Genomic DNA, 24069 nt, shown 5'->3' with positions numbered 1-24069 from the left:
GTTCGCCGAATGGTTTTTTGTCCTCTCTGACAGCGGACGACTTCGGGCTGCTTCGCCCACATCTGCGTACCACCGATCTCAGCCAGGACATGGCGCTGCTCGAAGTCGACGAAACGCTCAAGCGTGCGTACCTTCCGCACAGGGGAGTCATTTCGCTGGTGGTCAAGCTCGCGCGCGGCGAGAACGTCCAGATCGCGATGATCGGCCGCGACAGCATTTTCGGCGCATTCGCCGCGCTCGGCGACCCCGTCGCGCTGAACACCGCGGTCGTGATCGTACCTGGTATCGCCTCGACGATCGATCTCGATCAGCTTCGAAATGCCGCAGATCAGAGCGTCACCTTGCGCACCGCTCTGGTCCGGCATGGTCTCGCCGTTTATGCACAAATCCAGCAGACCGCGGGCTGCAATGCTTCGCACACGGTGGAGTCCCGGTTGGCGCGATGCCTGCTGCATATCCGCGACCTCTCCGGCAGCGACAAGATCGTACTGACCCAGGAATCGATGGCGCAGATGATCGGCGCGCGCCGCAACAGCGTTTCGCTGGTGGCCAACACGTTGCAGCAGGCCAACTTCATTCACTACAGCCGCGGGCACATCGAGATCACCAATGTCGACGGGCTGATGAAGACATCGTGCGAATGCTACGCGACGGTGAGGTCTCAATATATAAGGCTGACACATCCGCGCGTCCACTGCGTGGCCGCCTGACGGCGTTCCCGCGGTCGGCAGCGGCCGCCGCAACCCGATCTCAGATAAACATCTCGATATATTTGCGCGCGAAAATTGCGCGATCGCGGGAAAATTACCGTATTATTACGGCCCATGGCGACCTTTCCGGCGCCTCAACCGACGCCGAATTAACGCGCTGTTCAATGAGCCCTGATAGTTGTCACCGTGCTGACGGGTGCGCGTTCGAGAAAAGGCCATCGAGACTCTTTTCACGTGCGATGCGCATTCACCTGTGTTCGGCGGTTTGCTGTTTGCGCGGAGTTGAGGACATGGCTTTTGACTTGTCGATGCCGATCCTGGTGGTCGATGACTACAGCACCATGATCCGAATCATCCGAAATCTGCTCAAGCAGCTCGGGTTCGAGAATGTCGACGACGCCAGCGATGGCTCTGCCGCGCTCGCCAAGATGCAGGCCAAGCGCTACGGCCTCGTGATCTCCGACTGGAACATGGAACCGATGACCGGCTACGACCTGCTCAAGGAAGTCCGCGCCAGCCCGGAATTCTCCAAGACACCTTTCATCATGATCACGGCCGAGTCCAAGACGGAAAACGTCATTGCGGCGAAGAAGGCCGGCGTCAACAATTACATCGTCAAGCCGTTCAATGCCGCGACGCTGAAGACCAAGATGGAAGCGGTGTTTCCCGGTTCGGCCGACTGATATCCGCCGGGAGCACATCGCCGCTGCTCGGATCAAGCCGCACATCCGCTGCGACTGCACCACGCGCAAGCGGCCCCTCCCCGAATTCTCTTCGCGAACCAGGCCGCGGCGCAGCCGCCGCCGTCGCGCGCTTCTGGATCATGATGCGATCGGATGGAGTCGCATCAAGATCTCATCGCTCTGTTTGAGCATGTTTGGGTAGACCGGTTTCCACTTTTCCGAGTCATGCGCCAGCGCGACATACAGGCGTCGCGTAGGCCCCGCGGCCGCGCAAAAATCGGGAAGTCAGGACGCCGCGACAGTCCGCAGAAAAGTCGTCGCGCTGTAGCCGTACTTCTACGGTTGAGGATTTTCACCTCCGGATAACGTTGACTGACGATAGTTGCGGGGAAGAATGGAGTCCCCTCATGTTCACGTTTGAAACCAGCGATCAAAAGGAAGTGCGGCGTTTCCGCATCGCTCAGTTCAACGGCAGGACCGCCACCGTGCGTTCGGCCGGATCGTCGGTCACAGGCCACGTGCGATCGATCGTGGAAAACAAATCGAGCGTTCCGGCGGCATGGACCATCACGATCATCCCCGAAGCGCCGAAACCGACCATCGCACTGCGGCCCGCCTCGCGGACTCGCTCCTTCATGGAAGACTTTCACTGAACGCCGGGATCGCATGAGCCGCAGTCTTCGCCGTTTCGATGACCTTAACGGCGCGAACGCTCGTCGGTCCTGACGGGTTCGCCGGATGCGAGCCGGTTTCCATCAGGCGATAGCGGTGAAGCGTGCGCTGGGCGCGTGCCACCGCTTCGAAAAAACATCAGGCCGGCTGCAGCAGCGCCTTGCGAACCAGATCCGCGGTGTTGCGGGCGCCGAGCTTGCGCATGGCTTCGGCGCGATGGCTTTCGAAGGTCCTCGGGCTGATATTCATCCGCAAGGCGCCCTGCTTGTTGGAATAGCCCTCGCTGATCAGGCTCAGCACTTCGCGCTCGCGCCTGGTGAGCGGTTTCTGTCCGGCTTCCTGGGCAAACATAGGGCCCGGCCTGCGGACGCCAGCCGCCTGGCGGCGCGCCTGCGTCTCGCCTGCCTGCCTGGCGACGGTATCGGAGAGCGACGCCGGATGGCTGTCCGCGATCTGCTTCACCAGCGCGCAGACGCGCTCGGTCTGCTGAAGCGCATTTTCCACGATCTGCTGCAGGTAGAGCCGATTGGAAGGCGCCTGCGAGAATTGGTGGCTGTGCTGCTTGATCTCATTCACGTAAAGCAGCAGCGCCGTCAGCGGCCCGTTGAGCTGCCGGGCAATCGCAACACCCGCCTCTTCCGCAGCGCGCGAACGCACGGCAGATAGTTGGACGATGTCAGGATTCTCTTCGAGATGTGCGATGTCTTCCATCCACGTCGTGAAGTGCGAATCAGTGGCGCGCTGGTCTTGTCCTGACATATAACTATTTTATCGGTTCCAGTTCCCTTCATGGTTAATTTCTGAGGCCGTAAGAATACGGGGATCCGTTCTTTCTGCCAAAACTGCGCCAAAGGCCGCTAAAAATGGCTCATTTGGTCGAATTATGGGCTAAAATGGTAAATTCAGTAGATGGATACCGTCGCTGCGGTATCATCCTCTTCATTTGGTTTACTAATGACATTCAACTCACGACTCGCCTTGCGCGAGCGTGACTTGCTTCGCAACCGGACGCCGCAGCCCGACAACGGTGTCCGGCTTCTCACCGATTGCGACTTGCAGTCTGACCGTTTCGCCCCGACCGAGACCCAGCTCAGCCTGCCATCGGTCCCAAAAGGAAGTTGCCGCGGCAGGCTTCTCGGCGCGTGAAGTCAACCGCACCCGCGAGAACACCGCAGGGGGCTATCGCACCCGAGTTCTATCCGACCTGCGACCAGGAGGCGATCGGCATCGCGGCGCACGAAAAAGCGCAATAAGCCGCGAAACGTTCCGATGCGTGCCGGCGCGATCAGCCGAGCCTGGAAATCTGTTCCTCGGTCACGACGCGCTCGACATTCTCGGTCTTGCTCCTGATTCGATAGCGCGGGCGGCCATCAGCCTCGATCGGCAGGCAGGTAACGATGGTATAGACGCTGCGCTCCTTCGCCGTGGCGCGGCCCTGCGGGCCCTGCTGCTGGTGATGAACGTCGTCGTTGATCGCGAAGTTGTGGGCCATCGTCGAACTTTCCGTTGAAAAAAGGCTTGTAAGCTCGGCAGCCTTTCAAGGCAACCGATCGTTCGGCGGTTTCAGGTTCCACCCGTCAATCCATCAGGAGCGCCTTTCGGCTGGCTACGCGCGCGATCGATTGCGCGATGGCCGAACCGGACAAAACGCCATCGCCCAGGCCATGCTCGACAAGCTCGGCGATGGCGGCCATGTCCTGCTCCTGGTCGAGCAGGTTGTTGCCGATGCAAAGCATGTCGATGCCCGCCTGGAGCGATCGCAGGCTCGCCTCCCTGGTGCCGAGCGCCTTCTGCAAGCCTTGCATCTGCATGTCGTCGGTGATCAGCAGCGTATCCGGAAGATGGGCGCGCAAGCGGCCCAGTCCCCCTGCCGACAAGGTTATCGGGCGGTCATTGTCCCATTGCCTGACGATGGAATGGCTGACCAGCACCGCATCGCCGAACATTTTTGGCGCCAGCGAATAAAACAACGCTTCCTGTTCCTCCCGAAGCGCACCGGAGATATCCATGAACTCCTGATGCGAATCGACGTGCGCGCCGCCGATGCCGGGGAAATGCTTCAGGCAGAGCCCGAGGCGTTGCGCCCGCGCCACCTCGCTCGCCAGCAGCGCATTGGCTTCTACGTCGGCGATATCGGCCGAATACGACCGCTTGATCCTGCCGATATTGGGATTTTCAGGGTTGTCGTCGACGTCGATCACCGGCGCGAAATCATAGTGGATGCCGAGCCGCCGCATCTCGGCAAAGCTCGCGGTGAGGATCGCGCGCTTCTGATCCGGCGCGAGACGGTTGAAATCCTTTGCGCTCGGCAAGGGCGCAAAGCCGCGCCCCTCCTTCAGCCGCCGCACCAGGCCGCCCTCCTGATCGATGAACACCATGGGGCCTGACGGCAGCGCAGCAATCTCCGCGCACAGGCGCTGCACCTGCTCGGGCGATTCGATGTTGTTGTCGTATTGCTGCGTCCGGCACGAATAATCGAACAGGATCACGCCGCCGAGGCCATAGCGTGCGGCGAAGTGCTCCAGCCACGTCGGGACGGCCTTGCCGAAGAAGCCGAGGATGAAGAGTTCGCCGATCCGCATGCGATGGCCTTCCCGAAAGATAGCGCCTTGAGCCCGGACGGGCCCGGCCTATCCGAGTGATCCCGGTCACATCCTATCCCAGCCCACGCCGCTAGGGATGGATCATCGCGGGGCGATCCTGCCCTGCCCAATCGAGGAGACGTCCATGACGAAGTTCAAGACCATCATTACGGCGGCGATCGCGGCTCTGGCGCTGACCACCGCTTCTCTGGCCGCCCCCGGCCAGGCCTTCGCCGGCGGCCGCCACGGCGGACATGGCCACGGTCATCACGGAATCGGCCATGGCCATGGTCATGGTCATGGCCATGGCCATTTTGGCCACGGTCATCACCACCACCACCGGCATTTCTTCGCCTACAACAGCTGCTGGAAGTGGAGCCCCTACGGCCCGGTCAACGTCTGCCGCTACTACTGATTTTAAAGCCAATAAAAGCGAAGAAGCTCGTCCGGACCGCAACGTCCGGGCGAGTTTTTTGATGTGCGGCGATCACCGCGCGCCACGGTAAAATCGCACGGCCTTCAAAGCGCCGGGTTCCGCTGCGAGCCTGGGCTCGATATTTTATTCGAAGCGCCGCTTCTCTGCACGCATCGTCCTGAATTTGCATTACGCTTGCCAAGCGGCACCGGCGAAAAAGCCTGGGTTCCCAAGGCGCCAGGTCAGATGTGTGATGGGTCGCACATTTATCGGCGCATAGCTGGGATAGGTTTCAATCACGAAAGGCGCTGGGGGGAATTTTGCCCGCATCAGCGCGGCTCAGACGCCTTTCGGGCACGAACGATCCAACCGAAAGCGTATGAGCATGTGGCGCATCTCAAATTTTCGATCGATCAATTCTGTCGCGGGGTCACGTTACGCGATTTCATCGGCGATGGCAGTCGCGATTGCCGCCTGCTGCCTCGTTGCACCGGTCAGCCTGCGTCCGGCCCAGGCCGACGCGGCATCCGATCGGTCCATGGCCACGCGCTACGAGCAGTCGGCGCAGGCGGGCGATGACGATGCCCAGTTCTATCTCGGCGCGCTCTATTCGGCAGGTGTCGGCCGCCCGCGCAGCGACCAGGAAGCGTTTCGCTGGTTCTCGCGCGCGACCAATCAGGGCCACGCCCACAGCATGCTGATTGTTGCCGGTCTCTATGCCAGCGGACGCGGCGTGACCAAGGACAATGTGAAAGCCTATAGCTGGGCTTACATCGTCGCCTCCGCGAGCAAGGCCGACGAGGACCGCAACGGTGCACGGCAACTGATGTCGCTGCTGATGAAGCGGATGACCAGCGACGAAATCGGCCGCGCCGTGGTGAACGCAAGAGCCTGGCGCGCGGTTCGGACCGGCGGCGCCAGCAAGTTGCCCTATATCGAAAGAGCGGGAGACGCCGATCAGCCGACGCAGGCGGCGGCACCGCCGCCTCCGCCGCCTCCGCCCCCGCCCGCCCCCGCGGTCGTGCAGCAGCCGGCGGCCGCCGCCGTGGCGGCGCCTGCGGTCACGCAACCCGCGCCATCATCCACCTTCACGCGGGCCACGCCGTCCGCGCCGGCTCCGCAGGTGAAGAACGCCAAGCGGGACGACGGACGCGATCTGATCGAACAGGTTCCGCCGAACCTGCGCAAGCGCTTCGGCTTCTGATCCAAGGGGACGACCAATGAAACTGCGCAATCTCATCGCAACCGGAATTTTGGCGGTCGCCGCCGCAGGGGCCGGCTATTACGCCTACGCCAACTTCCTGTATCCGCCGCTGGTGACCACCAGTTACGCCAGTCTCGCGCCGGTATCCGAAGCCGTTTACGGCACCGGCACCGTCGAGCCCGAGCGCTGGGCCAAGGTGGTGCCGCTGCAGCGCCGCCGGCTGGTCGAGCTGTGCCGGTGCGAAGGACAGGTGGTGCGGGCCGGCCAGGTCCTCGGTCGCCAGGACGACGCCGAGGAGCGCAGCGCGCTGGAACAGATGGAAATCAATCGCGGCCAGCTCGAGCGCGACCTGTTGCGCGCCGAGAAGGACCGCGACAAGAGCGACGCCGCCCGCACCGAGTACGAGCAGCGCTGGACCAGGCACGAGGAAGCCAAGTCGCGCATTGCCGCGCAGAAAGTGCACCTCGACTCGCTGCTGCTGAAAGCGCCGCTCGACGGCATGGTGCTGCGGCGCGACGGCGAGGTCGGCGAGATCGCCGGCCCCACCGACGTGCTGTTCTGGGTCGGCCCGCCGGCGCCGATGCAGGTCGTCGCCGAAGTCAACGAGGAAGAAATCAACCGTATCGTTTCAGGCCAGAAGGCGTTTCTGCGCAGCGAAGCGTTCCCCGGACGGGCGCTGCGGGCCACGGTGTCGCAAATCACGCCCAAGGGCGATCCGACCCGCAAGACCTTCCGCGTCTACCTGCGGCTGCCGCAGGATACGCCGCTGCGGATCGGCATGTCGGTCGAGGTCAACATCATCTTCCGCGAGAAGCCGTCGGCCATCGTCGTGCCGGCCGAAGCGGTCGCCGGCGATTGGGTTCAGATGATTGATGACGGCAAGGTCAGGCGCGTGCCGATTACCGTCGGCATCCGCGGCAACCGCAATACCGAGATCATCGGCGACGTCGCCAAAGGCACCACCGTACTTTCGCCCGCGCGCCGCGACCTTGCCGACGGCACCCGGATCCGCATCGACAACAGCGTGCCCCGGGCTGTGGAACCCGTTACCCCCAGCGAGCCGGTGGTCGATCAGCCCGTCGCCGCGCCCGAGCCCGCGGTGCTCGCCGCCACCACCACCACCACATCCACTCCGACGGATCCCGACGATGCGGTGATTTCGGCGGCGATTTCCGCCCACGTCGATTCCGTCGTCAACGACGCGCGTCGCAATCTCCTCAACCGGTAGCCGCCGTGAAGCTTATCTTCAACATCGCATGGACCCATGTCGTCTCCCGGGTGCGGCAGACCCTGGTCGGCATGGCCGGCGTCTCCATGGGGGTCGGCTTCACCATCATGATGGCGGGGCTGATGCAGGGGTCGCAGCTCGACTTCCTGAGGCAGCTCGTCGACACCATGCCGCACATCACCGTCGAGGATGAGCGCCGCTCGGTGCCGACACAGCCGGCCGAACAGGAATATGGCGCGGTGCAGATGTCCGACATCGCCAATGTCGGCCGGCGTCCCGGCATCAAATATCCGGAATCGGTGATGGGCTCGCTGCGCTCCTGGATTCCCGGCGACGTCGCGCCCTCGGTCAAGACCACCGCGATCGTCAACCAGGGCGGCGCGCGCATCGGGATCACGCTGACCGGCATCGATCCCCGCCGCGAGCCGCAGGTCTCGAAACTTGCCTCGCAAATGCATGAAGGCAAGCTGGAGGACCTCTCGCGCGCATCGAACGGCATCATCATCGGCGAGGCGCTGGCTGAAAAGCTCGGGCTGAGAACCGGCAGCTCCACGCTGCTGATCGGTGGCCAGGGCGTGCAGCTGAATGCGACGGTGACCGGCGTCTTTCGCAGCGGCATGAAGCGCGTCGACGAAAGCCAGATCTATTCGCTGATGGGGCCGGCGCAGGTGATGATGGGCCAGAGCGGCGTCGTCAACCAGCTGCGGTTGCGGCTGACCGACCCGATGCTGGCGCAAAAGGTGGCGACGCAGGTCGAGGCGCAGACCGGCTACAAATCCGTGTCCTGGCAGGAGGCCAACGCCGATTTGCTGTCGTCCTTTACGGTGCGCGATTTCATCGTGCTCACGGTGATGGGCGCGATGCTGCTGACATCCTCCTTTGCCACCTACAACATCATCTCGACGATCACGCATGAAAAGCGCGCGGACATCGCGATCATGAAGTCGCTGGGCATGCGCGAATACGCGGTGCGGCGGATCTTCATCATCGAAGCCGCCATCATCGGCATGGTCGGCATCCTGTTCGGATGGATTCTCGGCTACCTGCTTTGTTATGGCTGGTCGAAGATCACGATCTTCAGTCCGCTGACGGGCGCGACCACGCCGATATCGATCCATTACTCGGCAATGCACTATGTGGTCGTCGGCGGCATATCTCTGCTGTGCTGCGCGGGCGCGGCCTACTTCCCGGCGCGCAAGGCGACGCGGGTGCATCCGGTTGAAATCATCAGGGGGGCGTCATGACCGAAGTCGCATTGCAGGCGGTGGAGCTGGTCCGCCGCATCGAGGGCACGGTGTCGCACACGCTCGTCAACGGCATCGACCTGGCGGTCAAGAAGGGCGAGTTCGTCGCCATCACCGGCCCGTCGGGATCGGGCAAATCCTCGCTGCTCTATCTGCTCGGCCTGCTCGATGCGCCGAACGAAGGCGAGGTCATCATCTGCGGCCAGCCGACGTCAAAGCTGTCGGAATCGGACCGCGCCGATGTCCGCCTGACCAAAATCGGCTTCGTGTTCCAGTTCCACTTCCTGCTGCCCGAGTTCACCTCGCTCGACAACGTGCTGCTGCCGATGCGCGCCGCGGGCATCATGTCCGAGCCCGAGATGCGCGAACGCGGCCTGGCGCTGCTCGGCTCGCTCGGACTTGAAGAGCACGCCAACAAGCGCCCCAACCAGCTCTCCGGCGGCCAGCGCCAGCGCGTCGCCATTGCGCGCGCGCTGTCCAACCGCCCCGAGATCATCGTTGCCGACGAGCCGACCGGCGCGCTCGATACCAAGTCGACGGAGCAGGTGTTTTCGATCCTGCGCGACATCGCGGACCAGGGGAAGACCGTGATGGTGGTGACCCACGACCCGGCGCTCGCCGCCCGGGCCGATCGCCGCATTCATATCGTGGACGGCAAGATCGCGGAGATCACCGAGCGGGCCGCCGGCGCACTGGTGGCGGAGGCGGCGGGCTAGTCTGGCCGGTCAAGAACCCATCCTCCCGTTGTCATTCCGGGGCGATGCGTAGCATCGAACCCGGAATCCATCGCGCCGCATCACAAGTCGATAATTGGATTCCGGGTTCGCCGCTTCGCGCCGCCCCGGAATGACGGGGAGAGAGTTAGCTAGCCGCCGGGGTGACCGGTCCAAAACCAAAATATCGAAAACAACCCCATGCACAGTAGGATTTGGGCCGGGTCGCAGAGCCCGGATTGCTGCACTATGACTTTGTTTAATCAGGCAAAAACCGGCTCGCGATGAATGCGCTCCGCGGTTTCGGCGACCACTTCGATGGCGAGCGTGGGCCTGACGGCGGTTTCGAGGCAGCGGATGTCCGCGGCGAGGTGCCTTGCGAAGGCGACGGCTTCCGACGCGCGTGAAAACTCACGGCCGACCTCGTCCTCGATCTGGAGCCTGTCCTGGACATTGAAGAAGAAACGCATGGGACCTCCTTGGGTCCGGCTTTCATACAGGGCGTCCCGTCGCGGGTTTTGATTCGGATCAAAGAAGCGGCAGGTGCGGATGTCGGCTCCGATTTGTTTTGTTGCGGCGCCCACGTGCGCGTTGCCGATGCAAAAACCGCGGATCGGGAATATCGTGATCCGAACAGGGTTTTGAGTTCAAGCGCATCAGGACGTTCAGAAGCCGCGCCAATATCATAAGCACCAGGGGGAAAACCGAATGAACCGCATCGGATACGCCGTCGCCGCCGCACTGCTGTTGTCGCTGCCTGCCGCGGCGCACACCCCGCAACAGCCGCCGCACCAGACCTACAGCGAGGGCGATCTGAAGCTCGAGAGCGGCGAGGCGATCAAGGATTTTTCGATCTCCTACGTCACGCACGGAAAACTCAACGACAGGAAATCCAACGCCATCCTGATGGTGACCGCGATCTCGGGCAATCACCACCGGCTCGACTTCCTGATCGGCCCCGGCAAGGCGCTCGACACCGACAAATATTTCATCGTCTGCACCGACGCGATCGCGAACGGCTTTTCGACCTCGCCGAGCAATTCGAAGGCGCAGCCGCGCATGCAATTCCCAAAATTCACCATCCGCGACATGGTGCAATCGCAGCACCGCCTGATGAAGGAGAAGCTCGGCATCGACCACGTCGTCGCCGTGGTCGGCCCCTCGATGGGCGGCATGCAGGTGCTGCAATGGGGCGTCAGCCATCCCGATTACATGGATGCGCTGGTGGCGATGGTGCCGCTGGCCAGGACCCCGGCCTGGACGGTCGCGGTGCTGGAGGCCTCGCGCAAGGCGATCATGAACGACGCCGCCTGGAAGGACGGCAATTACGAAGCGCCGCCGGAAAAGGGCATCCGCCTGTGGCGCGACATCCTCTCGCTGCTGTCGGCGCGCACGCCGGACATGTATGCCGCGCAGTTCAAGAACGGCATGGACGTGCTGCCCTGGATGGAAAGCCAGGAGACCGCGCTGATCAAGGCATTCGACGCCAACGACTGGATCTACCAGACCTGGGCCTATGAACGGCACGACGTCGGCACCACGCCGGGCTTCAACGGCGACACCGCCAAGGCGCTCGCCTCGATCAAGGCGAAGACGCTGATCCTCACGGGGACGAAGGATCTGCTCAATCCGGAATTTGAACCGATCGAGGCTGGGAAAAATATCCCGGGCGTGAAGGTGATGACCATCAGTCCGGGCACGGTGACGGGGCATGCGGCGGCCGGCGGCGCGATTCCGGCGGATGTGGAGTTTCTCAACCGGGAGACGCGGGCGTTTCTCGATGGAGCGAGGAAGCCGGATTAGGGCGCCGCGCCGGGACTCGCGGCGCTTGCGGATAACGGCCAACGACAGCGGCTGTGGAAAGATCAGCGGGCGAATCGCGTGTACGGCTAGTCGCGCGTCAATCAAGACCGCCTTCGATACGAAACGCCGTGTGACCAGGCCGTGACTTTACTTCAATCGTTGCGTTCAGCCGTTGCACGAACGCCTTGATGACTTTCATCCCGAACCCTTGGCTTTGATCGATATCAAATCCGGCAGGCAGGCCGCGTCCTTCATCAGAAACTTCGAGCCGCCATCCCGCAGGCGTACGCTCTAAGTCAATCGTAACAGTTCCGCGTTGGCCAACATCATATGCATACTTGAAGCTGTTCGTCACAAGCTCCGCGACAAGCAGACCTAAACCGCTTGCCGTCGCTGACAGCATCGTAATAGGAGCAGCGTTAACGTTGATCGCAGCGATTTGCACAGGCGCGGTGTGCTTCAGGCTCTCACAGAGTCGCTGCAAGAACGTTTGGCTGTCGATTTCTTCAGACGTTCCAGTGAGGTGAAGCTGCTTGTGAATGGTTGCAATGGCCAGCACTCGATTGCTGGCTAGGTCAAGCTGCAGTTTCGTTTCATCAGAGCTCGCGTTCCGGCTCTGCAAGGCAAGTAGCGATTGCACCAGTTGGAGCGAGTTCATCAGCCGATGGTCGCCTTCGCGCATCAGCATTTCTTTTTCAGACAACAAGCGTTCGGCTTCGAGTCGGGCCACGTGCTCGGTGGCATTCGTGCGACGCAGTGCGATCATCTGCATCACCTGACTGGCCATCAATTGCAAGAACGCACGTTGTTTCTCGTCAAGTTTGCGCGGCTTATAGTCCAGCACGCAGACGGTACCCAAAGGAAAGCCTTCTGGAGTCGTCAACAAGGCACCTGCGTAGAATCTCAGATGCGGATCACCGAGGACGAGGGCGTTGTCGCAGAAGCGATTGTCGAGTGTAGTGTCGGGTACCTCGAACAGACCTGGCTGAAGGATCGCATGGGCGCAAATTGAGCTATCAATAGGCGTCTCTCGGACTCCCAGCCCAACTTCAGCCTTGAACCATTGCCGTCCCTCGTCGATCAAGTTGACGACGGAAATCGGAGTCTCGCAAATCGCCGCGGCGACCTTGACCACCTCGTCGAAGTCAGATTCGCGGGGCGTGTCAAGAATGCCATAACTCCGAAGAGCCGCGAGCCGGTATTCTTCGGCGCTATGCAGTTCTGCTTTCAAGGATGAGTCCAACCTGCCACTGTTTCGAATATCTTACACGGCTATTTTGGGGGTCGATACCGAATCACGGTTCCGCTCGCAACATGACAGGCAGGTGTTCCGCAACCCCGGATGTTTGCTAGTCCGTGCTACATCCGAGGCGCGGTATCCTTAATAAGATCGGCGCTCTCGGCCAGCGAACTTAGGTTTCTACGCAGCGTCTGCGCACTGATGGCCAAACGCGTTCCACCGGAAGCTATGGGAGAGATGAGGGTTCGGTTCGCGCGGCGCTGGCGCGGCAGGAGCTGCAAGACCTGCCCGCGTCGGCCATGAGCCTGATCGGACGCCATAGCCGCCGAACGCACTATGGCGGAGAGGGAGGGATTCGAACCCCCGATAGGCTTGCACCTATGCCGCATTTCGAGTGCGGTGCATTCGACCACTCTGCCACCTCTCCAGGCGCCATGACGGGCAGATTCGGCCCTTCGGTCGGGGCGTGTTCTAGGCGAGGATGGCGGGCCGGGCAAGGCGCGGGGGCCAAGAAATCCGCCGCCGGCCCGGCCAGCGAAAAAGGAGGCCGAAATGGAGCATTTGACGGTTCGGGCCAATGGCGCGGCGCTGCATGTGGCCCGGATCGGCGCCGGGCGGCCGCTGCTGTTGCTGCATGGCTGGCCGGAATTCTGGCTGAGCTGGGAGCCGGTGATGGCGCGGCTGGCCGACCGCTTCACCCTCTACGCGCCGGATTTGCGCGGCTTCGGCGACAGCGACAAGCCCGAGGGGCCGTTCGGGCCCGACCAGCAGGCCGCCGACATGCTGGCCTTGATGGATGCGCTGGGGCTGCCGCAGGCCGGCATCGTCGGCCACGATGTCGGCGGCGCGCTGATGCAGCCGCTGGCGCGGCTGGCGCCGGAGCGGATCGCCGGATTGTTGTTTTTCGATTTCGTCTATCCGGGCATCGGGCCGCGAATGGCGGAGCCGGAGCGGCTCAACAACATCTGGTATCAATCGTTTCACCAGATGGAGATGGCGCCGGCGCTGGTCGGCGCCAGCCGCGACAACTGCAAACGCTATATCGGCCATTTCCTGAAAACGTGGTCGCACCGCAAGCACGCCTTCGACGATGTGCTCGACGCCTTCGCCGACAATTTCCTCAAGTCCGGAAACCTCGCCGGCGGCTTTGCGCATTACCGCGCCGCGCATGCCGGACGGGTCAAGATGATGAAGGGCGAAGCGCCGGCGCTGCCGCCGATCTCCGTGCCGACCTGCGTGCGCTGGGCCGAACACGATCCGCTGTTTCCTTATGCGTGGACCGACCGGCTCGGCGAGACGTTCTCGAATCTCGATCTCGCGATGTTCGCGGATGTCGGTCACTTCCCGCACCGCGAAGATCCCGATCGCGCGGCGTCCGAGATCGCGGCGTTCTTTCAACGCGTCAGTTGGCGATAGATTCTCATCTTGACGCGTTTTCTTGACGCGAACCGGTACCCACTTCGCTTGAAAACGCTTTGATGATCTGTGGGGATAAGCCTGTTCCCGCTGTTCCGAATCGGGCTTTTGCGGAAAGAAGGGGTGGGACCGCCAGACGCGACAAAAAACTGGCGGTCCCGTGTCGCTGCTTAAAAATACTGGTCGGGGAAGTGCGGCTTCGCCGGCCAGCCGGAGCGACCCGACCACGCTAGCAAGGGCGGCGAAAACGGCAACGCGATCCGTATCTTAACCTAACCGGTCAACCTTACCCGGGCGCGATAACCTTAATCCTTGGCCTTCTTGGCTTTCTTCGGCTTCTTGTCGTCGTCGGCTTCCTTGCCGTTCTCTTTCCGGCGGTTGGTGAAGCGCGCGTTACCGAGCCCGGTGCCGATGGTCAGCACGCCCCAGTGCTCGACGTCCTGCATGAAGGGGACTTCGGAGAGGCCCTGGGCGACGCCGTCATTGTGCATCAGCACCGCGGTGTCGTGGTCGCCGATCTGGGGGATCGCCTCGACCAGGCTGGCCGGCAGGTTGAATCGCGAGCTTTCCCAGTTGCCGGGCAGGTTCTGTGCGCCCTTTTCGATCGAGCCGTCGGCATCGATCACGCCGGGACAGGAAATGCCGATGAAGGGCGCGAGATTGAGCCCCTCTTTCTCTGCGGCGCTGATCAGTTCCTTCAGCATCTTGACCAGCCGCTTCACCGCGCCTTCGCGCGTCGGCTCGTCGGCGGCATGGCGCCACAGGTCGGACTTCCACACACTGGCCTTGGAAAGATCGGGCGTCTTCTTCCAGCGCGTTTCCACCACGCCGCAGCGGATGTTGGTGCCGCCGATATCGACCGCGAGAATGCTGTCGTGGCCCGCGAAGATCCACGACGGCGCCAGATGCAGCGTGCCGATCAGGCCGGCCTCATCGGGATGAAAGCGGATCGGCACCAGATCGATGTCGAAATCCTCGGCCTTGAGGAGGATATTGGCGCGCGCGATGGCGATCTCGCCGACCCGGCTCTGCCGGAAGCCGCCGCCGACCACGATGCGCTCGGTATCCGCCCACGCTTTCGTCTTCAGGAAGCGGCCGGTGACGTAGGCCAGTTCCTGCGCGAAATGCTCGATCGCGCCGTGCACCAGGGCGGCCGCGGCGATGTCGTCGCCCATCAGGACCTCGTCGAGATCGCCCTTGGGAATGTCGTCGGTTGATACTTTGCCCAGCGGATCGTCGCCGGTTTTCTTCAGCGGCTTGCGCAGCCCATCGAGAATATCGCGGAAGGCGCCCTTGCTGGCCCGGTCGCCGAGGAAACCGTCGTCGTCCTTCAGTTCGACATTGAAGCTGTCGATCTCGACCGAAGGCAGTTTCTGCGCGCCATGCCGCGCGATGCCTGTGGTCGTTACGCTATCGTCCGCCATGCTGGTCCAACCCCTGCCCGATTTTGCCGGCGACAACGGGCGGGGAACCCATTGGTTTCAATCGGAGGGGCGAGTAGAGAGTGGCGAAGAGCGGTTGGAGGGCCCAAAATGGCCCCCTAGGGGCTAGCCGCGTCTCGCCGCCAGCCGTTTTCGGGCCAAATACCTCATTTTGGGCGGCATTTTGGGCCATTTCACCTTGACTCACCGCATTCTGCGGCTATAAGTCCCGGCATCCGGCGCGGGATTTCTCGCGCTGTTTGTTTTTGCGCGAATTGTTTGGGGCTTGCTCCCCGGCCGTGCGAAAATCGTACCCATAACGACTGACCAAAAAGCCGACCCGGGCACGCCCTGTTGGGAAGATGTCCGAGGCCGGGATCGAACACGAAGGAAAACAACGATGTTCGCAGTCATCAAAACCGGCGGCCGGCAATACCGCGTCGCTCCGGATGATGTGCTCGAGGTAGGCAAGATCGCCGGCGATGTCGGCACGATCGTGCAGCTTGGCGAAGTTCTGGTGGTCGGCGGTGACACGCCGGTGCTGGGCGTGCCGACGGTGGCAGGCGCCACGGTTGCCGCCGAAGTGCTGGACCACAAGCGCGGCCCCAAGGTGATCGCGTTCAAGAAGCGCCGCCGCAAGAATTCGCGCCGCAAGCGCGGCTATCGCGACGAGATCACGGTGCTTCGCATCACCGAGATCCTGACCGATAACGCCAAGCCCTCCGTCGGCCCACGGCCGAAGCGGGAAAAAGCGGTCGCAGCAGCCCCCGCCGCCTGAGGCGACGTGCGGTGCAGCAACGGCACGTTTCAACGAAAAGTTGATTCGTGATGAGAAGTGAAATTAGAATTTAGCGAAGTCGGAGACGGGCCATGGCTCACAAAAAAGCAGGCGGTTCATCGCGAAACGGTCGCGATTCAGCGGGCAAGCGCCTGGGCATCAAGGCCTATGGCGGCGAGCACGTGATTCCCGGCAACATCATCGCGCGTCAGCGCGGCACAACGTGGCATCCCGGCCTTAATGTGGGCATGGGCACCGACCATACTCTGTTTGCCAAGGTCGAAGGTCATGTCGAATTCCGTGCAAAAGCAAACGGCCGCACATTCGTATCGGTAGTCCCGATGGCGGAAGCGGCCGAATAGTCGGTGGACACATCTCAGTCCGCCGGGTCCTGTTGAACCGGCGGAGTCAAAATGGGCTCCAGGGGAGGCGGGAAACCGGCCTCCCCTTTTCATTTGCGCATTTTCGCAATCAGGAGCCCGATATGTTGCAGGACTTCCCGATCTCAGCACCGGCCTCGCGCGACGCGAGGAACTGCGTCCTCGAGACCGAACGCCTGACGCTGCGCCGGCCGACGCTCGCCGACGTCCCGGCGATCGCACAGCTCGCCAACGATCGCCGCATTGCGGAAAACACCCGCCGCCTGCCGCACCCCTATTCACAGGACCACGCGGCCGAGTTCGTGCGCGCTGCGGCCGCCGACGGCCGCGAGACCGTGTTCCTGATCGAGCAGAACCATTCACCGCTCGGCCTGGTCGGCATCGACCGCACGACGCCGGACGCGCCGGAACTCGGCTACTGGCTCGGCATCGCGCATTGGGGCCAGGGTTTTGGCACCGAGGCTGCGCGCGCCGCGATCGATTTCTTCTTCGAGGAATCCGAGGCCGAGCACCTGATTGCCGGCGCCCGCGTCGCCAATCCCGCCTCGCGCAACATTCTGGAGAAATGCGGCTTCCAATGGAGCGGCGTCGAGCTGCACCGCTTCGAGGCGCTGGGATCCTCGACCCCGGTCGACTGCTTCCGCCTCACCCGCGGGGTGTGGTCGTCGCTGAAAAACTGGGGGATTTCGACGCGGCGGGAGCGGTAGCCTCTTTCTTCACCCGCCCCTTGAGGGGGCGGGTCGTCTCGCGTTCGCGAAGCGAATGCGAGACGGGGCGGGGTGACAGACTATCCACGCATGCTCTGTTGGACGTGGAGAGACTTTCACCCCACCTCGGTTCGCATTGCATGCGAACCGATCCTCCCCCTCCAGGGGAGGATGAGTAAGCAACTCACGCCGGCGGATTGACGACCGCTTCCTCGCGCCCGAGCTGCTGTTCGCGCAGGAAAATATAAATTCCGGCGCCGATGATGATGGCGGCGCCGATCATGGTCGAGAGCGACGGTACGTCGCCCCACACCGCGAACCCAAAAATGACCGCCCAGACGATCATCGAATATTGATAAGGCACCACGACGCTGGCCGGCGCCAGTTTCAGCGACCGGTTGATGCATAGCAGCGCGACGACCGACGTAACGCCCGCGATCGCAAACAGACCGAGGCTGCCGAGCGTCGGCGTCACCCAGCCGATCGGCGACATCAGCGCGCCGAGCAGGAACGTGCCGCCGAATTGCGTCGTGGTCAGCACGATATCCGGCGTCGCGCGCAGCGAGCGCGTGATCAGCATCAGGAACGCGAACGACAGGCTGCCGCCGAGCGCGATCATCGCCGGCCAGCTCACGGTCTGCGTCGACGGGCGCAGCGCGATCAGGACGCCGCCAAACCCGATCAGGATCGCGGTCCAGCGCCGCCAGCCGACGCGCTCGCCGAGCACGATGCCTGATAGCGCGGTGACGAAGATCGGCGAGGCCAGGTAATAGGTGATGACGTCGGCGAGCGGCAGGTAGACCGTGGCCAGGAAGAACGCCGCGACTTCGAGCGTCGACAGCAGCACGCGAAGCAGTTGCAGCCACGGCCGCTCGATGCGGGAGAATTCAGCGCGCTGTCGCCAGATGATCGGCAGCAGCAGCAGCAGTGCCGCGCAGGCGCGCAGCCACATCAATTGCCCGACCGAATAGGTCGCGACCAGGAATTTGCCGAGCGCATCGCCGAACGAGAACATGAAGATCGACAGCAGCATCAGGCCGATGCCGGCCAGCCGCGCCGAGCGCTCGTCATAGCTGGAGAGTTTGCCGAACAGGGTCATGGGCGAAGCGGCGTTTCCTGCGGTTTCTTCGTCAGGTCTTTTGTGCGGCACGTTGTAAAGATGCGGGAGAAAGGGGCAAGCCCGGGCATGACGAATTGAACGAATTGCCGCAACCCCGCCCCTGCGTTACCGGTAGATCGCATCGACAAGAAACGGCAGGAAACCGACATGACGGACTTCGATCCCGCACAACATCGCATGGTGAGCGAACAGCGCTGGTTCGAGGATTTCGCACTCGGCGAACGCTTCGTGATCCCGAGCCGGACCCAGACCTCGGCGGTATTCGCGGCCTTCCAGACCGCGAGCGGCGATACCCATCCGATCCATTACGATGTCGAATATTGCCGCGCCCGCGGCATGCCGGACCTGCTCGCGCACGGTTTTCAGACCCTGGTGCACACCGCCCCCGGCGCCGGCCTGTTCCCCTATCTCGTCGAGGAATCGCTGGTCGGCTTCCTCGAACAGTCGAGCAAGTTCCTGAAGCCGGTCTATGCCGGCGACACCCTCTATCCCGCGCTCGAAGTGACCGAACTGGTCCCCGGCCGCAGCACCGGCGTGGTGACGCTGCGCTCGACGGTATTCAACCAGCGCAAGGAGCTGGTGCTGGAAGGCATGCAGAAGTTTCTGGTCCGGCGGCGGCCGGTCTCATAAGGACCCTCGGGCGCGGTTAAAGCAGAGAAAACGCCCGAAAATTAAGGCTTTTCGCCAGTGTAGGCCGCTTGAGGGTTGCCGCGGCGGCCCCCCTGCCCTACCTAGTGGCAATCATGAAATTCCTTGACGAGGCAAAGGTCTATATCCGCTCCGGCGACGGCGGTAACGGCTGCGTGGCGTTCCGCCGCGAAAAATTCATCGAGTTCGGCGGGCCCTCCGGCGGCAATGGCGGCCGCGGCGGCGACGTCATCATCGAGGTGGTCGACGGGCTGAACACGCTGATCGACTATCGCTACCAGCAGCACTTCAAGGCGCAGAAGGGCACCAATGGCATGGGCAAGGACCGCCATGGCGCCAACGGCAAAGCAATCGTGCTGAAAGTGCCGGTCGGCACGCAGATCTTTGACGAGGATCGCGAAACGCTGATCCACGACTTCACCGAGCTCGGCGAGAAATTCGTGCTGGCCGAAGGCGGCAATGGCGGTTTCGGCAATGCGCATTTCAAGTCCTCGACCAACCGCGCGCCGCGCAATGCCAATCCCGGCCAGGAAGGCGAAGAGCGCTGGATCTGGCTGCGGCTGAAACTGATCGCGGACGCCGGCCTCGTCGGCCTGCCCAATGCCGGCAAGTCGACCTTCCTTTCCGTCGTCAGCGCGGCCAAGCCGAAGATCGCGGACTATCCCTTCACCACGCTGCATCCGCAGCTCGGCGTCGTGAACGCGCAGGGCCGCGAATTCGTGCTCGCCGACATTCCCGGCCTGATCGAGGGCGCGCATGAAGGCGCCGGCCTCGGCGACCGCTTCCTCGGCCATGTCGAGCGCTGCCGCGTGCTGCTGCACCTGATCGACGCGACCTGCGAACATGCCGGCAAGGCCTACAAGACGGTGCGGACCGAGCTCGAAGCCTATGAGGGTCACCTCGCCGACAAGATCGAGATCGTCGCGCTGAACAAGATCGACGCGGTGACGCCGGATGAATTGAAGAAGCAGAAAGACCGACTGAAACGCGCGGCGAAGAAGACGCCGCTGTTGATCTCGGCCGCGACCGGCGAAGGCGTGCCGGAAGCGCTCAAGGCGCTGGTCGAGGTGATCGGCGAGGCCCCGGTGTCGCTGAAGGCCAAGGGTGGGCAGGAGCCGTGGGCGCCGGTGACGCCGCCGCAGGGCTGAACCACGGTTAAGTCTCCACTGCCCGCCCCTTCCAAATACCGGAACCGGCGCGTATTGCTTCCGAACACCCTGACCATTCGACCGCATCATGAAACGCCCCGCGCTCAAAAACTTCCGCCGCATCGTCGTCAAGGTCGGCTCCTCGCTGCTGATCGACTCGAACGCCGGCGAAGTACGCTCGGCGTGGCTGGCGGCGCTGGCGGCGGATATCGCCAAACTGCACGGCGAGGGCCGCGACGTCCTGGTGGTGTCATCCGGCTCGATCGCGCTGGGGCGCAGCCGCTTGAAACTGCCGCGCGGCCCGCTGAAGCTCGAAGAGAGCCAGGGTGCTGCCGCGGTGGGGCAAATCGCGCTGGCGCGGATCTGGTCGGAAGTGCTCGGGGCGCACGGCATCGGCGCCGGACAGATCCTGGTGACGCTGCAGGACACCGAGGAACGCCGCCGCTATCTCAACGCCCGCTCGACCATCGCCAAGCTTTTGGAATGGCGCGCGGTGCCCGTGATCAACGAGAACGACACGGTCGCCACCAACGAAATCCGCTACGGCGACAATGACCGCCTCGCCGCCCGCGTCGCCACCATGGCGAGCGCCGACCTGCTGATCCTGCTGTCCGACATCGATGGTCTGTACGACGCGCCGCCCGGCGCCAATCCCGACGCAAAGCTGATTCCGATCGTGGAATCCGTCACCTCGGAGATCGAGGGCATGGCGGGCGCGGCGGAATCCGAACTGTCGCGCGGCGGCATGTTCACCAAGATCGAGGCGGCGAAGATCGCGACGACGTCGGGCACGCATATGCTGATCGCGTCCGGCAAGATCGAGCATCCGCTGCAGGCGATTTCAGACGGCGGCCGCTGCACCTGGTTCCTGACCCCCGCCAACCCCGTCACCGCGCGAAAGCGCTGGATCGCGGGCTCGCTGGAGCCGAAGGGCACGCTGACCATCGACGCCGGCGCGGTCGCCGCCCTTCGCGCCGGCAAAAGCCTGCTGCCGGCCGGGGTGATCCGGATCGACGGCCAGTTCGCCCGCGGCGATGCCGTGGTGGTACGCGGCCCCGATACCCACGAGATCGGCCGCGGCCTTGTCGCCTACGACGCCGAGGACGCCGAGAAGATCAAGGGCCGCTCCTCGCCGGACGTGATGGCGATCCTCGGCGTCTCAGGGCGGGCGGAAATGATCCACCGGGATGATCTGGTGGTGGGTCCGGCCGGAGCTGTCCCGGCCAAGTAGGCCATTGGCCGAGCTGCCTATTTTACGGTACCCTCAGCCAGCCATGCCGGTTCCGGACCTCGCAAAAGCGGGATTTCCGTGCTAGGACATGGCCTTAACTTAGCCCGAGACATCCGATGACCGCGCCCCTGAAGGCAATCGACGGCACCGCCGATCTGCCCGCTCTGATGACCGACCTCGCCGCCCAGGCGCGCGCTGCGGCGCGCGTGCTGGCGCTGGCGCCGCCGGAGCAGAAGAACCGGGCGCTGGAGGCGATCGAGCGGGCGATCCGCGCCAATGCGGCAGCGATCCTGGCGGCCAATGCCGAGGACGTCGCGGACGTCCGCGCCGCCGGCGCGACCTCCGCCTTCATCGACCGCCTGACGCTGACGCCCGCGCGCGTCGAGGCGATGGCCGATGGCGTCGCCACCGTGCGGCAGATTCCAGATCCGGTCGGTACCGTCACCGAAAGCTGGCGGCGGCCGAACGGCATGACCATCGAGCGCGTGCGGGTGCCGCTCGGCGTGATCGGCGTGATCTTCGAGAGCCGTCCCAATGTCGCCGCCGACGCCGGCGTGCTGTGCCTGAAATCCGGCAATGCGGTAATCCTGCGCGGCGGCTCCGACAGTTTCCGTTCCTGCCGCGCGATCCATGACTGCCTGGTGCAGGGGCTGCGCGAGGCGGGCCTGCCGGAAGCCGCGATCACGCTGGTGCCGACGCGCGACCGCGCGGCCGTCGGCCTGATGCTGACGGGATTGAACGGCGGCGTCGACGTGATCGTGCCGCGCGGCGGCAAGAGCCTCGTTGCGCGCGTCGAGGCGGAAGCCCGCGTGCCGGTGTTCGCGCACCTCGAAGGCGTCAACCACGTCTATGTCGATCGCTCCGCCGATCTCGAAATGGCGAAGCAGATCGTGCTCAATGCCAAGATGCGCCGTCCCGGCGTGTGCGGCGCCGCCGAGACCCTGCTGGTGGATCGCGCTGGCGCTGCCGCGAACCTGAAGCCGCTGGTCGAGATGCTGATCGATGCCGGCTGCGAAGTGCGCGGCGACGACGCCGTGCAAAAGGTCGATGCGCGCGTCAAGCCCGCCTCCGACGAGGACTGGGACACCGAATATGAGGACGCCATCATCTCGGCAAAAGTCGTCGACGGCCTCGACGCGGCGCTGGCCCACATTCAACATCACGGCTCGCATCACACCGATGCGATCGTCGCCGAGGATGCGAAGGCCGCCGGGAAATTCCTCAGCGAAGTCGACTCCGCGATCGTGCTGCACAACGCCTCGACGCAGTTCGCCGACGGCGGCGAGTTCGGCTTCGGCGCGGAGATCGGCATCGCCACCGGCAAGTTCCACGCCCGCGGGCCTGTGGGGGCCGAGCAGCTGACGAGTTTCAAATATCGCGTTCACGGCACCGGACAGACGCGGCCGTGAACGCCAGCTCTTGCGCGCGGTGACCCGATCGATGCCATCGCAAACCGCCGCGCAGGCGATTCCCTTCCATACCAACGGCATGCGTATCGGCCTGCTCGGGGGCTCGTTCAATCCGCCGCACGCCGCGCATCGCGCCATCAGCCTGTTTGCGCTGAAGCGGCTGAAACTCGATCGCGTCTGGTGGCTGCTGACGCCGGGCAATCCGCTGAAGGATAACGGCCGGCTTCATGGCCTTGACGAGCGCGCGCGCGCCGCGCGCGAGGTCGCCGACGATCCGCGCATCGACATCAGTTGTCTCGAAGCTGTCATCGGCACCCGGTACACTGTCGATACGATCATCCATTTGCGCCGCCGCGTTTCCGGCGTGCACTTCGTCTGGATCATGGGCGCTGACAATCTCGCGCAATTCCATCGTTGGCAAAACTGGCGGCGCATTGCCGCCGAGGTGCCGATTGCCGTGATCGACCGTCCGCCGCAAAGCTTTCGCGCCCTGGCCGCGCCGGCCGCACAGGCCCTGGCGCGCTATCGGTTACCTGCAAATCAGGCGGCCCTGCTGGCCGACCAACGCACGCCTGCCTGGGTTTTCCTCACCGGCATGAAACTGAACCTGTCGTCCACGGGACTGCGGAACCCGGACGGGAGCTGGAAGGCCGAGAAGTGACAATTTCATCGAACCGGCAGGTGGGATTCACTGGAATATTGAAACCATTAACCCCACATGCCTAGTATAGTCGGCGGACGCCGGGATTCGGCGTTCGCGATACAGTGAAAGGAATGGTCCCTGGCCACACCTGTATTGTCCAAGTCTGTTTTACCCAAGGCCACTGGCAAGGCTGCCGGCAGTAAGGCTCCTGGCAAGTCCGCCAAGACCCCGCGTAAAACATCGACCGAAGCTGCGGCCTTGAAGGCGCAACCCGACGCCGACAAGACGCTGAACATGATCCTCTCCCGCCTCGACGATATGAAGGCGGAAGAAACGGTCACCATCGACCTTCGCGGCAAATCCGCCTTTTCCGACTACATGATCGTCACGTCAGGCCGGGCCAACCGGCACGTCGGCGCGATCGCGGAAAACGTCACCAAAGCCCTGAAGGAAAACGGCATCAGGAACATCCATGTCGAGGGCTTGCCCAATTGCGACTGGGTGCTGATCGATTCCGGCGATGTGGTCGTGCACGTGTTCAGGCCCGAGGTGCGGGAATTCTACAATCTCGAGAGATTGTGGACGCAGAACCCGGCGGCGGCGGCGATCTGAACTCTCGGCCGGTGCGAATCGGCTGAGGCGTATGTAATCTGTTTGACGCGCGCGAGAAGCGC

General features: G+C 63.3%; 26 protein-coding genes and 1 tRNA gene. 19 read left to right on the top strand and 8 right to left on the bottom strand.

From position 1 onward, the window contains the following. Positions 1–17: 17 nt before the first annotated feature. From QUH67_RS02200 to QUH67_RS02190, 3 genes are all read left to right on the top strand, one after another. The gene (locus QUH67_RS02200; RefSeq protein ID WP_407080394.1) at positions 18–710 is read left to right on the top strand and encodes a Crp/Fnr family transcriptional regulator; all 693 of its coding nucleotides are present in this window, start codon (positions 18–20) and stop codon (positions 708–710) included. Between the two features lie 290 nt (positions 711–1000). Continuing rightward, entirely contained in the window at positions 1001–1393 is a 393-nt protein-coding gene (locus QUH67_RS02195) for a response regulator (RefSeq protein WP_300945019.1), read from the top strand. 407 nt (positions 1394–1800) lie between these two features. Further along, the gene (locus QUH67_RS02190) at positions 1801–2046 is read left to right on the top strand and encodes a hypothetical protein (protein ID WP_300945018.1); all 246 of its coding nucleotides are present in this window, start codon (positions 1801–1803) and stop codon (positions 2044–2046) included. A gap of 157 nt (positions 2047–2203) precedes the next feature. Here QUH67_RS02190 and QUH67_RS02185 read toward each other — a convergent pair whose 3' ends face one another. From QUH67_RS02185 to QUH67_RS02175, 3 genes are all read right to left on the bottom strand, one after another. Further along, positions 2204–2824, bottom strand: a complete 621-nt coding sequence (locus QUH67_RS02185; protein ID WP_300945017.1) for a helix-turn-helix domain-containing protein — start codon at positions 2822–2824, stop codon at positions 2204–2206. A 526-nt stretch (positions 2825–3350) separates the two neighbouring features. After that, positions 3351–3557 carry a hypothetical protein gene (locus QUH67_RS02180; RefSeq protein ID WP_300945016.1) on the bottom strand — a complete coding sequence of 69 codons (207 nt, stop codon included), beginning with the start codon at positions 3555–3557 and terminating at the stop codon, positions 3351–3353. Between the two features lie 85 nt (positions 3558–3642). Next, positions 3643–4647, bottom strand: coding sequence for a glycoside hydrolase family 3 N-terminal domain-containing protein (locus QUH67_RS02175; protein ID WP_300945015.1), 1005 nt, complete (start codon positions 4645–4647; stop codon positions 3643–3645). A gap of 145 nt (positions 4648–4792) precedes the next feature. Here QUH67_RS02175 and QUH67_RS02170 point away from each other — a divergent pair, with 145 nt between their 5' ends. The 5 genes from QUH67_RS02170 (at position 4793) to QUH67_RS02150 (ending at position 9454) form a co-directional block, all read left to right on the top strand. Beyond that, positions 4793–5062, top strand: coding sequence for a hypothetical protein (locus tag QUH67_RS02170; RefSeq protein ID WP_300945014.1), 270 nt, complete (start codon positions 4793–4795; stop codon positions 5060–5062). Positions 5063–5516: 454 nt separating this feature from the next. Then, positions 5517–6266, top strand: a complete 750-nt coding sequence (locus QUH67_RS02165) for a tetratricopeptide repeat protein (protein WP_300945013.1) — start codon at positions 5517–5519, stop codon at positions 6264–6266. Positions 6267–6315: 49 nt separating this feature from the next. Further along, positions 6316–7494 (top strand): efflux RND transporter periplasmic adaptor subunit, encoded by a 1179-nt coding sequence (locus QUH67_RS02160; protein WP_300945012.1) that lies wholly within the window; start codon positions 6316–6318, stop codon positions 7492–7494. Between the two features lie 5 nt (positions 7495–7499). Beyond that, positions 7500–8738 carry an ABC transporter permease gene (locus QUH67_RS02155; protein ID WP_300945011.1) on the top strand — a complete coding sequence of 413 codons (1239 nt, stop codon included), beginning with the start codon at positions 7500–7502 and terminating at the stop codon, positions 8736–8738. Next, positions 8735–9454, top strand: a complete 720-nt coding sequence (locus QUH67_RS02150) for an ABC transporter ATP-binding protein (RefSeq protein ID WP_300945010.1) — start codon at positions 8735–8737, stop codon at positions 9452–9454. The genes QUH67_RS02155 and QUH67_RS02150 overlap by 4 nt, the downstream gene beginning before the upstream one ends. Positions 9455–9714: 260 nt before the next feature. Here QUH67_RS02150 and QUH67_RS02145 read toward each other — a convergent pair whose 3' ends face one another. After that, positions 9715–10035 carry a DUF6894 family protein gene (locus QUH67_RS02145; RefSeq protein WP_300945009.1) on the bottom strand — a complete coding sequence of 107 codons (321 nt, stop codon included), beginning with the start codon at positions 10033–10035 and terminating at the stop codon, positions 9715–9717. A gap of 124 nt (positions 10036–10159) precedes the next feature. On the opposite strand from QUH67_RS02145, the gene QUH67_RS02140 reads away from it, so the two are divergent. Continuing rightward, entirely contained in the window at positions 10160–11254 is a 1095-nt protein-coding gene (locus tag QUH67_RS02140) for an alpha/beta fold hydrolase (protein ID WP_300945008.1), read from the top strand. Positions 11255–11351: 97 nt separating this feature from the next. Here QUH67_RS02140 and QUH67_RS02135 read toward each other — a convergent pair whose 3' ends face one another. Further along, positions 11352–12485: a sensor histidine kinase gene (locus QUH67_RS02135; RefSeq protein ID WP_300945007.1), complete on the bottom strand. Its 1134-nt coding sequence runs from the start codon at positions 12483–12485 to the stop codon at positions 11352–11354. A 346-nt stretch (positions 12486–12831) separates the two neighbouring features. Continuing rightward, a tRNA-Ser gene (locus QUH67_RS02130) sits at positions 12832–12921 on the bottom strand. Positions 12922–13046: 125 nt separating this feature from the next. Between QUH67_RS02130 and QUH67_RS02125 the strand changes: the two genes are divergently transcribed. Continuing rightward, positions 13047–13910, top strand: a complete 864-nt coding sequence (locus QUH67_RS02125) for an alpha/beta fold hydrolase (RefSeq protein ID WP_300945006.1) — start codon at positions 13047–13049, stop codon at positions 13908–13910. Between the two features lie 305 nt (positions 13911–14215). On the opposite strand, the gene QUH67_RS02120 is transcribed toward QUH67_RS02125, so the two are convergent. Continuing rightward, the gene (locus QUH67_RS02120) at positions 14216–15334 is read right to left on the bottom strand and encodes an ROK family protein (protein ID WP_300945005.1); all 1119 of its coding nucleotides are present in this window, start codon (positions 15332–15334) and stop codon (positions 14216–14218) included. A gap of 397 nt (positions 15335–15731) precedes the next feature. On the opposite strand from QUH67_RS02120, the gene rplU reads away from it, so the two are divergent. The 3 genes from rplU to QUH67_RS02105 all read left to right on the top strand — a co-directional run bounded on the left by rplU (position 15732) and on the right by QUH67_RS02105 (position 17196). Continuing rightward, positions 15732–16109 (top strand): 50S ribosomal protein L21, encoded by a 378-nt coding sequence (gene rplU, locus QUH67_RS02115; protein ID WP_300945004.1) that lies wholly within the window; start codon positions 15732–15734, stop codon positions 16107–16109. Between the two features lie 92 nt (positions 16110–16201). Then, positions 16202–16471: a 50S ribosomal protein L27 gene (gene rpmA, locus QUH67_RS02110; RefSeq protein ID WP_065744718.1), complete on the top strand. Its 270-nt coding sequence runs from the start codon at positions 16202–16204 to the stop codon at positions 16469–16471. Positions 16472–16593: 122 nt separating this feature from the next. Beyond that, positions 16594–17196 (top strand): GNAT family N-acetyltransferase, encoded by a 603-nt coding sequence (locus QUH67_RS02105; protein WP_300945002.1) that lies wholly within the window; start codon positions 16594–16596, stop codon positions 17194–17196. A 184-nt stretch (positions 17197–17380) separates the two neighbouring features. On the opposite strand, the gene QUH67_RS02100 is transcribed toward QUH67_RS02105, so the two are convergent. Beyond that, positions 17381–18295, bottom strand: coding sequence for a DMT family transporter (locus QUH67_RS02100; RefSeq protein WP_300945001.1), 915 nt, complete (start codon positions 18293–18295; stop codon positions 17381–17383). 168 nt (positions 18296–18463) lie between these two features. On the opposite strand from QUH67_RS02100, the gene QUH67_RS02095 reads away from it, so the two are divergent. From QUH67_RS02095 to rsfS, 6 genes are all read left to right on the top strand, one after another. Next, on the top strand, positions 18464–18946 hold the full coding sequence (locus tag QUH67_RS02095; protein ID WP_300945000.1) for a MaoC family dehydratase: 483 nt from the start codon (positions 18464–18466) through the stop codon (positions 18944–18946). A gap of 113 nt (positions 18947–19059) precedes the next feature. Continuing rightward, positions 19060–20112 (top strand): GTPase ObgE, encoded by a 1053-nt coding sequence (gene obgE / locus QUH67_RS02090; protein WP_300944999.1) that lies wholly within the window; start codon positions 19060–19062, stop codon positions 20110–20112. An 88-nt stretch (positions 20113–20200) separates the two neighbouring features. Further along, entirely contained in the window at positions 20201–21343 is a 1143-nt protein-coding gene (gene proB, locus QUH67_RS02085; protein WP_300944998.1) for a glutamate 5-kinase, read from the top strand. A gap of 116 nt (positions 21344–21459) precedes the next feature. Beyond that, positions 21460–22752: a glutamate-5-semialdehyde dehydrogenase gene (locus QUH67_RS02080; RefSeq protein WP_300944997.1), complete on the top strand. Its 1293-nt coding sequence runs from the start codon at positions 21460–21462 to the stop codon at positions 22750–22752. A gap of 31 nt (positions 22753–22783) precedes the next feature. Next, the gene (locus QUH67_RS02075; RefSeq protein WP_300944996.1) at positions 22784–23413 is read left to right on the top strand and encodes a nicotinate-nucleotide adenylyltransferase; all 630 of its coding nucleotides are present in this window, start codon (positions 22784–22786) and stop codon (positions 23411–23413) included. 240 nt (positions 23414–23653) lie between these two features. Then, positions 23654–24007, top strand: coding sequence for a ribosome silencing factor (gene rsfS / locus QUH67_RS02070; protein ID WP_214488389.1), 354 nt, complete (start codon positions 23654–23656; stop codon positions 24005–24007). Positions 24008–24069: the final 62 nt, after the last annotated feature.

It is taken from the genome of Bradyrhizobium roseum (assembly GCF_030413175.1).
In the GTDB taxonomy this organism is placed as follows: domain Bacteria; phylum Pseudomonadota; class Alphaproteobacteria; order Rhizobiales; family Xanthobacteraceae; genus Bradyrhizobium; species Bradyrhizobium roseum.
This window is presented reverse-complemented; position numbering and strand designations above follow the sequence as displayed.

Coding starts and splice junctions, on each gene's coding strand:
- QUH67_RS02180 (WP_300945016.1), bottom strand. CDS start 3,557: ATGGCCCACAACTTCGCGATCAACGACGACGTTCATCACCAGCAGCAG.
- rpmA (WP_065744718.1), top strand. CDS start 16,202: ATGGCTCACAAAAAAGCAGGCGGTTCATCGCGAAACGGTCGCGATTCA.
- QUH67_RS02075 (WP_300944996.1), top strand. CDS start 22,784: ATGCCATCGCAAACCGCCGCGCAGGCGATTCCCTTCCATACCAACGGC.
- QUH67_RS02195 (WP_300945019.1), top strand. CDS start 1,001: ATGGCTTTTGACTTGTCGATGCCGATCCTGGTGGTCGATGACTACAGC.
- QUH67_RS02120 (WP_300945005.1), bottom strand. CDS start 15,334: ATGGCGGACGATAGCGTAACGACCACAGGCATCGCGCGGCATGGCGCG.
- obgE (WP_300944999.1), top strand. CDS start 19,060: ATGAAATTCCTTGACGAGGCAAAGGTCTATATCCGCTCCGGCGACGGC.
- QUH67_RS02080 (WP_300944997.1), top strand. CDS start 21,460: ATGACCGCGCCCCTGAAGGCAATCGACGGCACCGCCGATCTGCCCGCT.
- QUH67_RS02150 (WP_300945010.1), top strand. CDS start 8,735: ATGACCGAAGTCGCATTGCAGGCGGTGGAGCTGGTCCGCCGCATCGAG.
- QUH67_RS02165 (WP_300945013.1), top strand. CDS start 5,517: ATGGCAGTCGCGATTGCCGCCTGCTGCCTCGTTGCACCGGTCAGCCTG.
- QUH67_RS02100 (WP_300945001.1), bottom strand. CDS start 18,295: ATGACCCTGTTCGGCAAACTCTCCAGCTATGACGAGCGCTCGGCGCGG.
- rplU (WP_300945004.1), top strand. CDS start 15,732: ATGTTCGCAGTCATCAAAACCGGCGGCCGGCAATACCGCGTCGCTCCG.
- QUH67_RS02095 (WP_300945000.1), top strand. CDS start 18,464: ATGACGGACTTCGATCCCGCACAACATCGCATGGTGAGCGAACAGCGC.
- proB (WP_300944998.1), top strand. CDS start 20,201: ATGAAACGCCCCGCGCTCAAAAACTTCCGCCGCATCGTCGTCAAGGTC.
- QUH67_RS02175 (WP_300945015.1), bottom strand. CDS start 4,647: ATGCGGATCGGCGAACTCTTCATCCTCGGCTTCTTCGGCAAGGCCGTC.
- QUH67_RS02185 (WP_300945017.1), bottom strand. CDS start 2,824: ATGTCAGGACAAGACCAGCGCGCCACTGATTCGCACTTCACGACGTGG.
- QUH67_RS02105 (WP_300945002.1), top strand. CDS start 16,594: ATGTTGCAGGACTTCCCGATCTCAGCACCGGCCTCGCGCGACGCGAGG.
- QUH67_RS02125 (WP_300945006.1), top strand. CDS start 13,047: ATGGAGCATTTGACGGTTCGGGCCAATGGCGCGGCGCTGCATGTGGCC.
- QUH67_RS02170 (WP_300945014.1), top strand. CDS start 4,793: ATGACGAAGTTCAAGACCATCATTACGGCGGCGATCGCGGCTCTGGCG.
- QUH67_RS02190 (WP_300945018.1), top strand. CDS start 1,801: ATGTTCACGTTTGAAACCAGCGATCAAAAGGAAGTGCGGCGTTTCCGC.
- QUH67_RS02140 (WP_300945008.1), top strand. CDS start 10,160: ATGAACCGCATCGGATACGCCGTCGCCGCCGCACTGCTGTTGTCGCTG.